The sequence below is a fragment of the Pseudidiomarina sp. genome (assembly GCF_033722695.1).
Lineage (GTDB): Bacteria > Pseudomonadota > Gammaproteobacteria > Enterobacterales > Alteromonadaceae > Pseudidiomarina.
This window is the reverse complement of sequence record NZ_JAWVYM010000015.1, coordinates 1-14,037: the sequence shown is the minus strand read 5'-3', so window position 1 is coordinate 14,037 and position 14,037 is coordinate 1. Positions and strand designations below refer to the sequence as shown.

Here is a 14,037-nt window from a genome sequence, read left to right as displayed (position 1 = left end):
AAATAGCAACACAAAGACGCTTAGCTATTGGCGTCTAGTCCCTCATACTATATAGGTCTTTAACCTGTAACGGAATTACTGCTAATGGCTTTTAAAAAACGAGTTTTGTTACCGCCGGCCATCATTCTGATTGCCATTTTACTGGTTGTGGTTCTGGCTAGTCTGCGTCCGGAGCCTCCTAAACGTGAATCAACCCGCCCGGCCGTTCTGGTCGAGGTCAAAGACGCGCAGCCTGAAGATGTCAGTTTTCTGGTGGCGGGACAGGGTAACGTCGAAGCACGTAACAGTACCACGCTGGTTGCTCAGGTTAGCGGGCAGGTAATTGATATGGCAGAAGACTTCGTTGCCGGCGGTTTTTTCAAAAAAGGTGAGGTGCTGCTACGCATCGACCCGTCTGATTACCGGGTCGCGCTCCAAAGCGCTAAGGCAAGCCTTGCCCAGGCCCGTTCAAACCTTGCTGAAGAAAGCGCTCGCGCTAAGGTAGCGAAAGAGGAATGGGAGTCGCTGCAGATGGGCGAGATTCCTGACCTCGGGCTGCGTAAGCCACAAGTTGCCAGTGCCGTTGCTGCGGTACAATCAGCCGAAGCCGCAGTTGCTAAAGCAGAGCGAGATCTGGCTCGTACTGAAATTAAAGCGCCCTTTGATGGCTTGTTGCAAAGTAAAAATGTCGATTTGGGCCAGTTCGTGTCAATGAATTCACAAATCGGACAGCTGATGAGCACCAACATAGCTGAAGTCCGCGTCCCCCTTAGCGACCGGGATATTTCTTACCTGGAACTGCCGGAAATTGGCAATACCCTGTCTTTGGAAGAATTCCCGGAAGTAGAGCTTTATTCGGATGTCGCCGGCCAGCGTCACAGCTGGATGGGCCGCCTGGTCCGTACCGAAGGTGTGCTGGATCCGGCCAGCCGCGTTATCTATGGCGTGGTTGAGGTGAAAGATCCCTACAACCGGGCTGGTCAAACCCATGAAACACCGCTGCGATTTGGCCGTTTTGTGCAATTAAATATTGAAGGCGTGGAAGCTGAGCAAGTGTATAGCCTGCCGCGTTATGCCCTGACCACTACTGGTAAGTTATGGGTGGTCGGTGACGATCGCCGACTGGCGATGCGTGATGTCAGTATCATACGGGCTGAAGCCAACACGATTTATGTTAATGAAGGGCTGCAGCCCGGCGACAAAGTTGTATTAACGCAGCTCGCCAACCCTTTGGTTGGTATGAAAGTGCGGTTGCCAGGCGATCCGTTACCGGAAGAAAATCAAGAGACCCCGGGCAGCGAATCTGACGACAGCAATGCTGTCGGCAGTAACTAATCAGGAGCCGTACCCATGAGTGATTCAACACCAAAAGGGTCTGACCTGCCGACTAACCCGCCGGCACCTGTTCCGCCTGCGCAAAAGGGCCTGATTGCCTGGTGGGCAAATAATAGTGTTGCCGCCAACCTGTTGATGTTTTTGATAATTATTGCCGGATTGTTCCAGGTATCCCAGGTTCGCAAGGAAATGTTCCCTGAAATAGAGCTGAATATGATCAGTATTCAGGTACCGTTTCCTGGCGCGGCGCCTCAGGAGGTAGAGCAGGGTGTGTTGGTACTGATTGAAGACGCTATCGAAGATGTGGATGGCGTTGAGCGTATAGTGTCCACGGCGCGTGAAGGCAGTGGTTCGGTTTCTGTTGAAGTACAGAGTGATTATGACCCGCAAATCGTCATGGACGAAGTGAAGATGCTGGTCGATGCCATACCCAACTTCCCACAGCAGATTGAAAGCCCGAATATTTACCGGGCCCGCCCGCAGCGCCAGGTTATTTGGATAAGTGTCTATGGTGATCTCAGTGAAGTGGCGCAAAAAGAGCTGGCTAAATCTATTCGCGATGATCTGAAAAAGGCCTCAGGTATTACCAAGGTTGATGTGGTAGGCGATCGCGATTACGAAATCTCGATTGAAATTTCAGAAGCGGACCTGCAGCGCTATAACCTGAGTTTCCAGCAAATCGTCAATGCCGTACGCGGCACTTCTATTGATGTCGCCGGCGGTTCTATTCGCACACCAAATGGCGATATTCTGCTGCGTGCCAGTAACCAGGCCTACGTAGGTGCTGAATTCGACAAGATTGTACTAATTAACCGGCCAGACGGAACCCGTCTTACCCTGGGCGATATTGCTCAGGTTAAAGATGGATTTATCGAGCGCCGGCGGTTTACCCGGTTTGATGGCGAGTCAGCTACCTTTGTGCGGGTTAATTCCGTTGGTGACCAGAGCGATCTGGCTGCGGCAGAGACGGTTCGTAACTATATTGAACGTAAGCAGAAAGAGCTGCCACCGAATGTGAATGTAGCGCATTGGGGTGACTCATCTTATTACCTTCAGGGACGCCTTGATCTCATGCTCGGCAACATGGTCAGCGGTGGTTTGCTGGTATTCCTGATGCTGTCGTTGTTCCTGCAATTGCGGCTGGCATTCTGGGTGATGATTGGTATTCCGATCTGTTTCCTGGGCACCATCGCAATGATGCCGGTGATGGGTATTTCTATCAACATGATCTCGTTATTCGGCTTTATTCTGGTGCTGGGGATCGTGGTCGACGATGCCATAGTGATAGGTGAGAGTGCCTACTCCGAAATTGAGAAGAAGGGCAAATCGACAGCCAACGTTGTTATTGGCGCTAAGCGCGTGGCGATTCCCGCTACGTTTGGGGTGTTGACCACCATGGTGGCCTTTATCCCGATGCTGATGGTGGATGGTGGTATGGGCGCCATCTGGGAGTCGATTGCCTTGGTTGTTATTCTGGCGTTGGCGTTTTCACTGATTGAATCCAAGCTTATTTTACCGGCGCACATCGCCAATATGAAGTTTTCGCGGGGTGGTGGTGAGAAACTAAATGCTTTCCAGCGCACCCGTAACAAGATCTCGGACAGCCTGAAAGTCTTTGTCGACCGGCATTACATGCCGTTTCTGAAAAAATGCCTGCATTATCGCTACACCACGCTGGCGACTTTTATCGCTTTGTTTATTCTGATGATTGGCCTTATCAGTGGTGGGGTGGTGCGCTGGGTGTTCTTCCCGAATATTCCCAGTGACTTCATTCAGGCCCGGGTTGAGATGCAGCCAGGATCTTCAGAAGAAGCAACGATTAAGGCGCTACAGACAATCCATGAGTCATTGCTTGAAGTGGATGAAAAAATTGAGCAGGAAGAAGGCGATGGTGTGGTACGTCATACCAATATGTGGATGAGCAGCGCCGGTGGCGGCAGTCTGATGACTGAGCTCAAAAAAGGTGAAGATCGCCAGATCGACGGCTTTGCCATAATAAACCGCTGGCGCGAGAGCGTGCCAGAAATACCCGGTGTCAAAAACCTGAACTTCCAGGGCAGTATCGGTGGCGGTGGCGGCTTTGACGTTGAGTTTCAGCTCACTGGCGAGGATCTCGACCAACTGGCGTCGGCTTCGCGTGAACTCAAACAGGTACTGGCGGGATATGAAGGGGTATTTGATATTGAAGATACCTTCGGAGAAGGCAATGATGAAATCACGCTGAAGCTAAAACCGCTGGCAAATGCCCTGGGAATTACCTTGTCGGAACTCGCCACTCAGGTTCGCTACGCCTTCTATGGTGCTGAAGCACAACGGATTCAGCGCGGTGATGAGGAAGTGCGGGTGATGGTTCGTTATCCGCTGTCAGAACGGCAATCGGTGGGTAACCTGGAGGATATGAAGTTACGCACTCAGGATGGTGGCCTGGTGCCATTCACTGAGCTGGCCGAAATCGATTTCTCGCAAGGTTATAATACTATTACGCGGATTAACCGTGAGCGCTCTGTGAACGTGCGCGCCCGGGTCGATAAAGATCAGGTCGAGCCGTTTGAAATTGTCCGCCAGGTGCAGGCTGGCCCGCTGCAACGAGTTCTCGATAAATATCCTTCAGTTGGCTCAAAACTGGAAGGCGCTTCGCAGGATGAAGCCGAAGCAACCAGCTCGCTGGCTGTCGGCTTCGGACTGGCGCTGTTTGCCATTTACGCTTTGATGGCGATTCCACTGAAGTCATACAGCCAGCCGCTGATCATTATGTCGGTTATTCCTTTCGGGATGATTGGCGCTGTGGTCGGGCACTGGATTCTGGGGCTGCCGATCTCCATTCTGAGTTTGTTTGGTATTATCGCCCTTGCCGGGGTGGTGGTAAACGACTCGCTGGTAATGGTCGATTATGTCAACCAGTCGCGCCGCGCGGGAATTAAATTGCGTAAGGCTGTTGTTGAAGCCGGCGCGGCCCGTTTCCGGGCTATTATCCTGACGTCACTGACGACTTTCTTCGGGCTGTTGCCGATTGTGCTGGAAACCAGCCTGCAAGCGAAAATGGTTATCCCGATGGCGGTATCATTGGCGTTTGGTATCCTGTTTGCCACTGTGATCACTTTGCTGCTGATTCCGTGCCTGTATCTGGTGCTGGATGACTTTAAGCGCGGCAGCCGCACTATGTTTTCCTGGTATGGCCTGGCAGAGCCGCCCGCAGTACTGGAATCAACAGAAACGAAAAGAGAAGATCAAAATTCGGTCACATAATGATAAACTACTGACCTTACACTGATATACCCGGCAGCGACAGCGGCGTCGCTGCCACTTCAGCTGAGGAAGGTAGCATCATGAATATGGCCCTGAACGATCTTATTGCCCTGACGTTCTATCTGGTTATCTGGATCGGCTATACTCAGTTTGCCCGCCTGCGGGCCCGTACTACCCACAGCTTGTCGAATGTTTTGCGGCAGCTTCGGGTAGACTGGATGACCACGCTGTCGCGCAAAGAGCACCAGATTGCCGATGCTGCTTTGCTTGGTAACGTGGAGCGTACGGTAACCTTTTTTGCCTCTTCGACGGTGCTGGTTCTTGCCGGTGTCCTGACGGTATTGTCAGCCGCCGATAAAGTGGTGTTGGTGCTGCACTCACTGCCATTTACTGCTGACACATCCCCTGAAAAAGTACAGTTTAAGCTGGCCGGGCTGGCGCTTATTTTTGTCTTCGCTTTTTTCAAATTTACGTGGGCAATTCGTCAGTTTGGCTTTGTTTCGGTGCTCGTTGGGGTGGCGCCGCAATATCGTAGTACCGAATTTACCGATGAGCAGCGCGATGTGTTCGCGCGCCAGGCGGCTAAGGTGTTTGACCAGGCCGGTCATGAATACAATAACGGGCTACGCGCGTACTATTTTGCGCTGGCGTTTATGTGCTGGTTTCTGCACCCGATGGCCTTTATGGTGGCGACCGCCGTCGTGCTGGGCGTGCTGTATCGGCGCGAGTTCCGCTCGACGGTGCTGCGCGCACTACTGGCTACCAAAGGCCTGGAACCCGGACCGATAAAGCTCGTAAAAAAAGAAGAAGGAGCCTCTGAGTGAAGTTTGATGATCTGGATGTTCTCGACTGGACTACCCAAAAGGTGTCAGCCCCCCCCTCCTGGCCGAAGCCGGGTGACAGCGGCGAGCTGGCTGATGGCACCCGTGTTGAATTCTGGGATTATGGTGTATTTGCGCTGACTCCCGCGCAGCCCGGTCGCAAAGATGTGATCTTATCCTGTGCTATTCATGGCAATGAAACTGCGCCGATTGAGATGGTTCGTGACATGCTGCACGATATCTTTCAGGGCAAACTAAAGCTGCAGCAGCGCACACTGTTTCTGATTGGTAACCCGCAAGCCATTATGATCGGCAAACGTTTTGTCGACTATAATATGAACCGCTTGTTCAGCGGTGCCCACCAACATGGCGATACGCCTGAGCATAAGCGCGCCGCGGACATTGAAAGCTATGTGACGCGGTTTTATAACGAGGCACCGGCAGATACAAACCGACAGCGGCTGCACTATGATTTACACACGGCCATCCGTGACTCGAAATACGAAAAATTCGCGGTCTATCCGTTTACGCACGGCGGGCCCTATAAAAAAGAGCAGCTGACCTTTTTAGCTGAGTGCGGCGTGACCACCATCTTGTTAAACCAGGCACCGACCACGACTTTTTCCTACTACAGTGTGAAAAGTCATGGTGCCGACGCCTTTACGGTGGAACTGGGCAAAGTGCGGCCGTTTGGCGAAAACGACATGAGTCGCTTTGTTGATGCTGATCGTATGTTCAGGCAGCTGATTAGCCTGGATGAACTCGATTTGCCGGAGTTTGACGCGGCGCGGCACAAGATTTTTGACGTATACCGGACAATTAATCGCACCCAGGAAGGCTTCCGCCTGAATTTTCCAGGTGACGTGGCCAATTTTACCGAGTTTGAACAAGGCCATTTGCTGGCTGTTGACGATACCCTGGAATATCACGTCGATCAGCCCGGTGAGCGGATAATCTTTCCCAACGCCGATGTGGCTATCGGTCAGCGGGCATTATTGACCGTGTTGGAACTTCCGTTAGAGCAGCTGAAACTGGTCTGACTTAGGCCTATGAAAGTATTTTTAGCGTGCTGCTTATTTGCATGTCGATTGACGTAAAGGTAAAGTGAGCGCAATTTTACAACCCGAAATTCCCAATGAACTCCGAGAACGAGAAAGCTATGGCGAAGGACAAACAACACCAGCTCGAGATCGTGACGCAACCATCATTTTTAGATGCCAGCGCACTGAAGATCCCGATGCTGCAGATCCTCAAAGAGGACGGCACTGTTCATAAAGGCGCTGACGCACCTGAGATGGACAAAGAATTAGCGCTGAAGATTTTCGATACCATGCAGTTTATCCGTATTCTGGATGAGCGCATGATCGCGGCACAGCGGCAGGGGCGTATCAGCTTCTATCTGTCCTCGCTGGGCGAAGAAGCTGCCAGTATTGGCTCCGCAGCCGCGCTGACCGACGGCGACATGATCATGGGGCAGTACCGCGAGCAGGGCGCTTTAGCCTATCGTGGTTTTACCGTTGAACAGTTTATGGATCAGTTGTTCTCGAATGAGCGAGATTTAGGTAAAGGCCGGCAGATGCCCGTGCATTACGGCTGCGCTGATCTGAACTTTATGACCATTGCCTCGCCACTGGCGACTCAGATTCCCCAGGCCACAGGTTATGCCTACGGCCAGAAAATGGATAAAACCGGTAACTGTACTATCTGTTACTTCGGTGAAGGCGCCGCTTCAGAAGGGGACTTCCACGCTGCCCTGAACATGGCTGCAGTGTATAAAGTTCCGGTGATTTTCTTCTGCCGTAACAACGGCTACGCCATTTCTACGCCATCGCAGGGTGAGCAATATGCCGGTGACGGTATCGCGCCACGCGGTATCGGTTATGGCATGAAGACCATCCGCGTTGACGGTAACGACGTACTGGCGGTTTACAAAGCAACCCAGCTGGCCCGTAAGCTGGCGGTTGAAGAGAACGAGCCGGTGCTGATTGAAGGCATGTCATACCGCATGGCTGGTCATTCGACTTCTGATGATCCAACTGGCTACCGGACCCGCGAAGAAGAAGCGGCCTGGCGTGCTAAAGATCCGGTCGCGCGCTTCCAGACCTGGTTGATCAAGAAGAAATGGTTAACCGAGAAAGACGCAGACGAAATTTTTGCTGAGAAGAAAGCCGCCGTGCTGGCAGCGCTGAAAGAAGCTGAGAAGCACCCGGCACCACATATTGATGAACTCATCACTGACGTGTACGACACCCCGCCGCAACAGCTGCAGAAACAGTTGCAGGAGCTGAAAGAGCACATCCGCAAATATCCGGATGCATATCCGAAAACCGCGTCGCGGCTGGAAGGGGGTAACGACTAATGGCAAAGATGAATTTATTACAAGCCATCAATAACGCACTCGACATCGCGATGGCCAAACACGACAACGTGTACAGCTTTGGTGAAGATACCGGCGCTTTTGGCGGCGTATTCCGTGCCACTTCAGGTTTAACTGAGAAGTATGGCCGCCACCGCAATTTTAATACGCCGCTGGTTGAGCAGGGCATCCTGGGCTTTGCTAACGGCCTGGCTTCTCAGGGCAGCTATGCGGTAGCCGAGATTCAGTTCGGCGATTATATTTTCCCGGCCTTTGACCAGATCGTGAATGAATCGGCGAAGTTCCGCTATCGTTCAGGTAATGAGTTTAATGTTGGCGGCCTGACCATTCGTACGCCATACGGCGGTGGAATTGCTGGCGGTCACTATCACTCGCAATCACCGGAGGCCTATTTTGCCCATACACCCGGCCTGAAGATCGTTATGCCACGCAACCCGTACATGGCAAAAGGCCTGTTGCTGAGCGCGATTTTCGATAAAAACCCGGTGCTATTCATGGAACCCAAGCGCCTGTACCGTGCGTCTACCGGTGAAGTGCCGGAAGAAGAGTACCAGCTGGAGCTGGGCAAAGCCGATGTCGTCAAAGAAGGCAAAGACATCACCGTTTTGGCCTGGGGTGCGCAGGTTGAGATCGCTGAAAAAGCCGCTGAAAAAGCAGCGGAAGACGGCATCGACTGCGAAGTCATCGACCTGGTTAGCATCCTGCCATGGGATATCGACACTGTGGCTAAATCGGTGATGAAGACCGGCCGCCTGGTGGTTACCCAAGAAGCGCCGCTGACCAACGGTTTTGCCAGTGAAATCGCGGCATCTATTCAGGATCGCTGCTTCTTATACCTGGAATCACCGATTGCCCGTGTCTGCGGCCTGGATACCCCGTATCCGCTGTGTCACGAGAAAGAGTACTTTGTTGATCACCTGAAAGTCTACGAAGCCATTAAAGCTTCGATGACTTATTAAGAGGGCCGTTACGCATGAGTAAAGATTTTATTTTACCCGATATCGGCGAAGGCATCGTTGAGTGTGAAATCGTAGAGTGGCTGGTGCAGGAAGGTGACACCATTAAGGAAGACCAGCCAGTCGTTGATGTGATGACCGACAAAGCATTGGTGCAGATCCCGGCCAAAGAAGATGGCGTGGTGACCAAGCTGTATTACAAGCAGGGCGACATTGCCAAGGTGCACGAGCCGCTGTTTGCGGTCGAGCCTGCTGATGGTAGCGGCACTGCCGAAACTGAAACCAAGCAGCAAGCCAAGGCCGAAGACGCAAAAGCCGCCGCCGCTTCTGGTTCTGAGAAGGGGGCTGACACCGGTTCTTCTGACTCTGGCTCTACAGTGACCGATTTCATTCTGCCGGATATCGGCGAAGGTATCGTTGAGTGCGAAATCGTTGAATGGCAGGTACAGGAAGGCGATGTGGTCGAAGAAGATCAGCCTGTGGTTGATGTCATGACCGACAAAGCCCTGGTGCAAATCCCGGCCAAAGACCACGGCGTGGTCGAGAAGCTGTATTACCAGAAAGGCGATATCGCCAAAGTTCACGAACCGCTATTCGCAATCCGCGTCGCCGGCGCTGAAAAGAGTGCCGAGAAGGGGGCTGACACCACCAAACAGGTGTCAGCCCCCTCTTCCTCATCGGTGTCAGCCCCCTCCTCAGCGGTACGGCAGGGCAAGGCGATTGCCAGCCCGGCAGTTCGCCGTCGTGCCCGTGAGCTGGATATTGATATCAGCAAGGTGCAGGGATCAGGCGCGAAAGGGCGCGTGATGAAAGAAGACGTGCAGAAATTCGCTGATGGCGGCGCGCAACAGGCGCCGGCCGGTAAAGCCGACACCGCAGCCCAGACCCGTGGCGAAGCCAAAGGCTTTGTGGCTGGTGGTAAGCGCACTGAAGCGATTCGCGGTGTGAAAGCGGCGATGGCGAAGGCGATGATGAAGTCGGTCAGCACCATTCCGCACTTCACCTATGCTGACGAGTTTGATCTGACTGCTGTCATGGCTCTGCAGAAGCAGTTAAAAGAGCGCTATAAAGATGAAGGCGTGCGCATCACCATGATGCCATTCTTTATCAAGGCGCTGTCACTGGCGATCAAAGAGTTCCCGATCATGAACGCTCAGGTGAATGATGACTGCACTGAGCTGACGTACTTTGATGATCACAATATCGGCATGGCCGTGGATACTAAAATCGGCCTGCTGGTACCTAACATCAAACAGGTACAGAACAAGAGCATTATCGATATTGCCAATGAAGTGACTCGCCTGACCAACGCGGCCCGTGAAGGCCGGGTAGCGCAGGAAGACATGAAAGGCGGTACCATCAGCATCTCGAATATCGGGGTGATTGGCGGCACTGTGGCAACGCCTATTATCAATAAGCCGGAAGCGGCTATTGTGGCACTTGGAAAGGTACAGGAACTACCGCGTTTTGATGCGAACGGCAACGTGGTTGCCCGCAAGATCATGACGGCCAGCTGGTCTGGCGATCACCGTATTATTGATGGCGGCACTATTGCCCGCTTTAATAAGCGGTGGCAGGAATTTCTGGAAGATCCAACGTCAATGCTGGTACATATGGTGTAATCCGCCTCGCGCGGATTACCTTTTTGCCACCATGCGGCGCACCAGACCTGGTGCGAAGCGTTGCAGAAAGGGCGCGAGCTTCGACAGGCCGGAACCGACAACGACTTCAGCTTTACCGTCGGCGATGGCCTTAAGCGAAATGCGCGCACATGCTTCTGGTGAAATACCACCGGCATTGTCCGGGTCTTCATGACCCAGGGCGGTGCCATCTCCCGTCAGCGAGTTGTGCGCAACCTGCGTATTAATAAACCCCGGTAATACCGAAGTTACAATAATTCCCTGATCCGCAGTTTCTGCCCGCAGACAGTCCATAAAACCCAGTACGCCAAATTTGGCCCCTGCGTAGCCGCTACGGAGTTTTGTCCCGACTTTGCCAGCTACACTGGATACCGTCACAATTTGTCCTGAGCGGCGCTCCAGCATGCCTGGCAGCACCAGTTTGGTCAGGGCGACTACCGCAAAGTAATCAATTTCCATTAATTGGCGGTACACTTTCAGGTCAGTATCGATCACGCGACTGCGCTGGGATACGCCAGCGTTGTTGATCAGGATATCAATAACCTGACCGTCAAGCGCCTTGCGGGCTGTTTCAACGGCTTGTTCCGGGTGAGCTAAATCGAGGGGCAGAACACGGTGATCATCACGGTTAGCCAGACTGCGGCGAACCTCTTCCAGCACTTCAGGGCGGCGCGAGGTCAGAATCAACTTAGCGCCGGCCTCGGCGAGCTGGTGGGCAAGCGCCAGGCCAATGCCTGACGATGCCCCGGTTAACCAGACGGTTTTGCCCGCAAACATATTAGCCAGCTGCCGGATACATGTAGTTAGACTGGAAGCCTAACGGAATGCCGATCATCCAGTAGATGATCAGGAAGGCTGACCAGATTACCAGTAAGCTGATCGAGAACGGTAACATCAGCGCGACCAGTGAACCGATACCGGTGTTCTTCACATAGCGCTGGCAGTACAGCACCACTAACGGGAAGTAGGGCAGCAGCGGGGTGATGATGTTACTGATAGAGTCACCGACCCGGTAGGCAGCCTGGGTTAAATCAGGCGAGTAGCCCATCTGCATCAGCATAGGTACGAAGATAGGCGAAATCAGTGCCCACTTGGCTGAGGCTGAACCTACAAACAGGTTAATAAAGGCAACCAGGATAATCATACCAACCATGGTGACACCACCGGACAGTGCCAGTGAACTCAGGAAGCCCGCGCCTTTAATCGACAGCAGGGTACCCAGGTTGGAATCACCGAAGGCTTTAATGAACATCGCACAGAAGAATGCCATGACCATGTAGTAGGCCATGCCTTCCATAGATTTGGTCATAGCCCCGACAACATCCTGTGAGTTGGTAAAGGTACCGGCCACATAGCCGTGCACAATGCCCGGAATAGCAAACAACAGGAAGATCAGCGGTACAATCATCTGCATCAGCGGCGCGCCGAACGAAGCCAGCTCACCAGTCTGTGGATCGGCCAGCGGGGTGTTGTCCTGAATGGTCCAGAAGAACAGTAGCGCCAAGCCAACAACCATAGTCAGTACGGCACTATAAAAGGCCTTACGGTCGCGCGGGGTTACCTCTTCAATCACCGGGATATCGTCTTTATCGCCATCTACCGGCGTGTTTTTAAGGCGCGGCTCAATGATCTTATCGGTCAGATACCAACCCACCAGCACCACGATAATGGATGAAGCTGAAGTGAAGAAATAGTTGTTCAGCGGGTTAAGCTGAATCGCCGGATCCAAAATCTGCGCGGCACTTTGGGTAAAGCCTTGCAGTAACGGGTCGATGGCTGAAGGTACGAAGTTGGCGCTGAAACCACCGGATACACCAGCAAAGGCTGCGGCAATACCCGCCAGCGGATGGCGACCAGCGGCGTAGAAAATCACACCACCGAGAGGGATGACCAGCACGTAACCGGCGTCGACCGCGGTATGACTGACAATGGCCACCAGAATCAGTACCGGCGTGAGCAGTACTTTGGGGGTCACGTTGAGCATCAGCTTAATGGCAACATTGATGAAGCCACTGCGTTCGGCCACACCAACACCCAACATGGCAACCAGTACCACGCCTAATGGCGCGAAGCCCATAAAGGTGTTGACCATACTGGCCAGGAAGGCGGCCATTTCGCTACCGCTGAGCAGGTTATTTACGCCGACGTTTTCGCCAGTGAGCGGATGAACTGCATCAAATTCGATGCCGGAGAGCATGAAACTAAATGCCCAGACGATAAGTAACAAGCCGAAGAACATCACGGCCGGGTCGGGTAGTTTATTACCGACCTTCTCGACTTTGTCGAGTATTCGGTTGAGCATACCGGTAGATTCGGACATAACTTAGCCTTTTTCTATTGTTATTATGGTTACGACGAAAGTATCATACCCAATAACTGGACAACAACAAGAGCCAATATGATTTGTGGAACAGATGAAGCGGGCTGTGGCCCGCTTGCCGGCCCGGTTGTAGCGGCTGCGGTTATACTGAACCCCGATCGGCCGATCGACGGGATCACCGACTCGAAAAAGCTTACGGCCCGGCACCGGGAAGAACTCAGTGAGCTGATTAAAGAGCACGCACTGTACTGGGCGATTGCCCAGTGCGACCCGGCGGAAATAGACGAAATTAATATTATGCAGGCGGCATTGCTGGCCATGCGCCGGGCGGTCGAAGCCTTGCCGGTGCCGCCGGCGATGGTGCTGGTGGACGGCAACCGGATGCCGAAACTCACTGTGCCGGCCCGCACTATAGTGGGCGGCGATAGCCTGGAAGCCTGTATCGGCGCAGCGTCAATTCTGGCCAAGGTGGAGCGGGACCGGCAGATGGTTGAGTGGCATGAACATTACCCGCAGTACGATTTTGCGCGGCACAAAGCTTATGCCACGCCTGCGCATCTGGCTCTACTTGAGCAATACGGGCCGTCGCCTATTCATCGCATGAGTTTCAGCCCGGTGGCCCGGGCTGCTGAACGCATGATGAAGATAAAAGTCAGTTAATCACATACAGACGCGCTGGATCATCTGGCGCAGTTGCTTTAATGCCGGGTCGACTTCTTTCAGACGGATAAATTCATCGGGCTGGTGCGCCTGCTCAATGGAACCCGGCCCCATTACGATGGTTTCGCAGCCTAACTCCTGAATAAAACCCGCTTCAGTACAGTAATTCACCGGCGTTGCCTGGTTGCCGGTAATTTCTTGTGCCAGTGCGACAATAGAGGCGTTGGGATCACAGCGGAAGCCGGTTATCGGCTCGTGCAAATGGTTCAGGCACACGGCGCCGGGATACTTCTGGTTTACTTGATCCAGGCGCTTATCAATCAGCCCGTACAGATCATCCATCGACATGCCCGGCAGCGGTCGCAAATCAATGTGCAGCTCGCAGCAGGCGCAGATGCGGTTGGCCGCGTCACCACCCTGGATCGAGCCAAAATTGAGGGTCGGGTAAGGGATCTTAAATTCGTCGTTGGTATATCGGGTTTTGAAGTCTTCTTTAAGATCACGCAAGCCACTGATCACATCGTGCATCACTTCGATGGCATTCACGCCAGCGGACGGGTCGGAGCTATGGCCGCTTTTACCCGTTACCCGGATGGCTTCGCTCAGATGGCCCTTATGCATAATGACCGGCGTCATCGAAGTCGGCTCGCCAATGATGGCGTAGTCGGGCTTCAGGTTTTCAAAACGCCCCAACTCGCGGGCT

At 53.2% G+C, this 14,037-nt stretch carries 11 protein-coding genes; 8 read left to right on the top strand and 3 right to left on the bottom strand.

Features of this window, described 5'->3' with window-relative positions; all coding sequences use genetic code 11:
• Positions 1-84 precede the first annotated feature (84 nt).
• The 7 genes from R3196_RS07005 (at position 85) to R3196_RS06975 (ending at position 10,336) form a co-directional block, all read left to right on the top strand.
• Positions 85-1,314, top strand: a complete 1,230-nt coding sequence (locus R3196_RS07005) for an efflux RND transporter periplasmic adaptor subunit (protein WP_318936062.1) — start codon at positions 85-87, stop codon at positions 1,312-1,314.
• Positions 1,315-1,329: 15 nt separating this feature from the next.
• Entirely contained in the window at positions 1,330-4,560 is a 3,231-nt protein-coding gene (locus R3196_RS07000; protein ID WP_318936061.1) for an efflux RND transporter permease subunit, read from the top strand.
• Positions 4,561-4,640: 80 nt separating this feature from the next.
• Positions 4,641-5,384, top strand: coding sequence for a DUF599 domain-containing protein (locus R3196_RS06995; protein WP_318936060.1), 744 nt, complete (start codon positions 4,641-4,643; stop codon positions 5,382-5,384).
• The gene (gene astE, locus R3196_RS06990; protein ID WP_318936059.1) at positions 5,381-6,421 is read left to right on the top strand and encodes a succinylglutamate desuccinylase; all 1,041 of its coding nucleotides are present in this window, start codon (positions 5,381-5,383) and stop codon (positions 6,419-6,421) included. The genes R3196_RS06995 and astE overlap by 4 nt, the downstream gene beginning before the upstream one ends.
• Before the next feature lie 119 nt (positions 6,422-6,540).
• On the top strand, positions 6,541-7,740 hold the full coding sequence (locus R3196_RS06985; protein ID WP_318936058.1) for a thiamine pyrophosphate-dependent dehydrogenase E1 component subunit alpha: 1,200 nt from the start codon (positions 6,541-6,543) through the stop codon (positions 7,738-7,740).
• On the top strand, positions 7,740-8,717 hold the full coding sequence (locus R3196_RS06980; protein WP_318936057.1) for an alpha-ketoacid dehydrogenase subunit beta: 978 nt from the start codon (positions 7,740-7,742) through the stop codon (positions 8,715-8,717). Before R3196_RS06985 ends, R3196_RS06980 begins: the two co-directional genes overlap by 1 nt.
• Before the next feature lie 14 nt (positions 8,718-8,731).
• On the top strand, positions 8,732-10,336 hold the full coding sequence (locus R3196_RS06975) for a dihydrolipoyllysine-residue acetyltransferase (RefSeq protein ID WP_318936056.1): 1,605 nt from the start codon (positions 8,732-8,734) through the stop codon (positions 10,334-10,336).
• 15 nt (positions 10,337-10,351) lie between these two features.
• Here the strand turns inward: R3196_RS06975 and R3196_RS06970 are convergent, their stop codons facing one another.
• Together R3196_RS06970 and R3196_RS06965 are read right to left on the bottom strand one after the other, a co-directional pair.
• Positions 10,352-11,131: an SDR family oxidoreductase gene (locus R3196_RS06970; protein WP_318936055.1), complete on the bottom strand. Its 780-nt coding sequence runs from the start codon at positions 11,129-11,131 to the stop codon at positions 10,352-10,354.
• A gap of 1 nt (position 11,132) precedes the next feature.
• Positions 11,133-12,674 carry an AbgT family transporter gene (locus R3196_RS06965; RefSeq protein WP_318936054.1) on the bottom strand — a complete coding sequence of 514 codons (1,542 nt, stop codon included), beginning with the start codon at positions 12,672-12,674 and terminating at the stop codon, positions 11,133-11,135.
• Between the two features lie 78 nt (positions 12,675-12,752).
• Between R3196_RS06965 and rnhB the strand changes: the two genes are divergently transcribed.
• Positions 12,753-13,334 carry a ribonuclease HII gene (gene rnhB, locus R3196_RS06960; RefSeq protein WP_318936053.1) on the top strand — a complete coding sequence of 194 codons (582 nt, stop codon included), beginning with the start codon at positions 12,753-12,755 and terminating at the stop codon, positions 13,332-13,334.
• Here the strand turns inward: rnhB and R3196_RS06955 are convergent.
• Positions 13,335-14,037 (bottom strand): M20/M25/M40 family metallo-hydrolase (locus R3196_RS06955; RefSeq protein WP_318936052.1); only part of this gene is annotated, 703 nt, incomplete at its 5' end.

Bases quoted from the DNA above. Each gene is read 5' to 3' on its own strand.
- R3196_RS07005 (WP_318936062.1), top strand. From the start codon at position 85: ATGGCTTTTAAAAAACGAGTTTTGTTACCGCCGGCCATCATTCTGATT.
- R3196_RS07000 (WP_318936061.1), top strand. From the start codon at position 1,330: ATGAGTGATTCAACACCAAAAGGGTCTGACCTGCCGACTAACCCGCCG.
- R3196_RS06995 (WP_318936060.1), top strand. From the start codon at position 4,641: ATGAATATGGCCCTGAACGATCTTATTGCCCTGACGTTCTATCTGGTT.
- R3196_RS06985 (WP_318936058.1), top strand. From the start codon at position 6,541: ATGGCGAAGGACAAACAACACCAGCTCGAGATCGTGACGCAACCATCA.
- R3196_RS06980 (WP_318936057.1), top strand. From the start codon at position 7,740: ATGGCAAAGATGAATTTATTACAAGCCATCAATAACGCACTCGACATC.
- R3196_RS06975 (WP_318936056.1), top strand. From the start codon at position 8,732: ATGAGTAAAGATTTTATTTTACCCGATATCGGCGAAGGCATCGTTGAG.
- R3196_RS06970 (WP_318936055.1), bottom strand. From the start codon at position 11,131: ATGTTTGCGGGCAAAACCGTCTGGTTAACCGGGGCATCGTCAGGCATT.
- R3196_RS06965 (WP_318936054.1), bottom strand. From the start codon at position 12,674: ATGTCCGAATCTACCGGTATGCTCAACCGAATACTCGACAAAGTCGAG.
- rnhB (WP_318936053.1), top strand. From the start codon at position 12,753: ATGATTTGTGGAACAGATGAAGCGGGCTGTGGCCCGCTTGCCGGCCCG.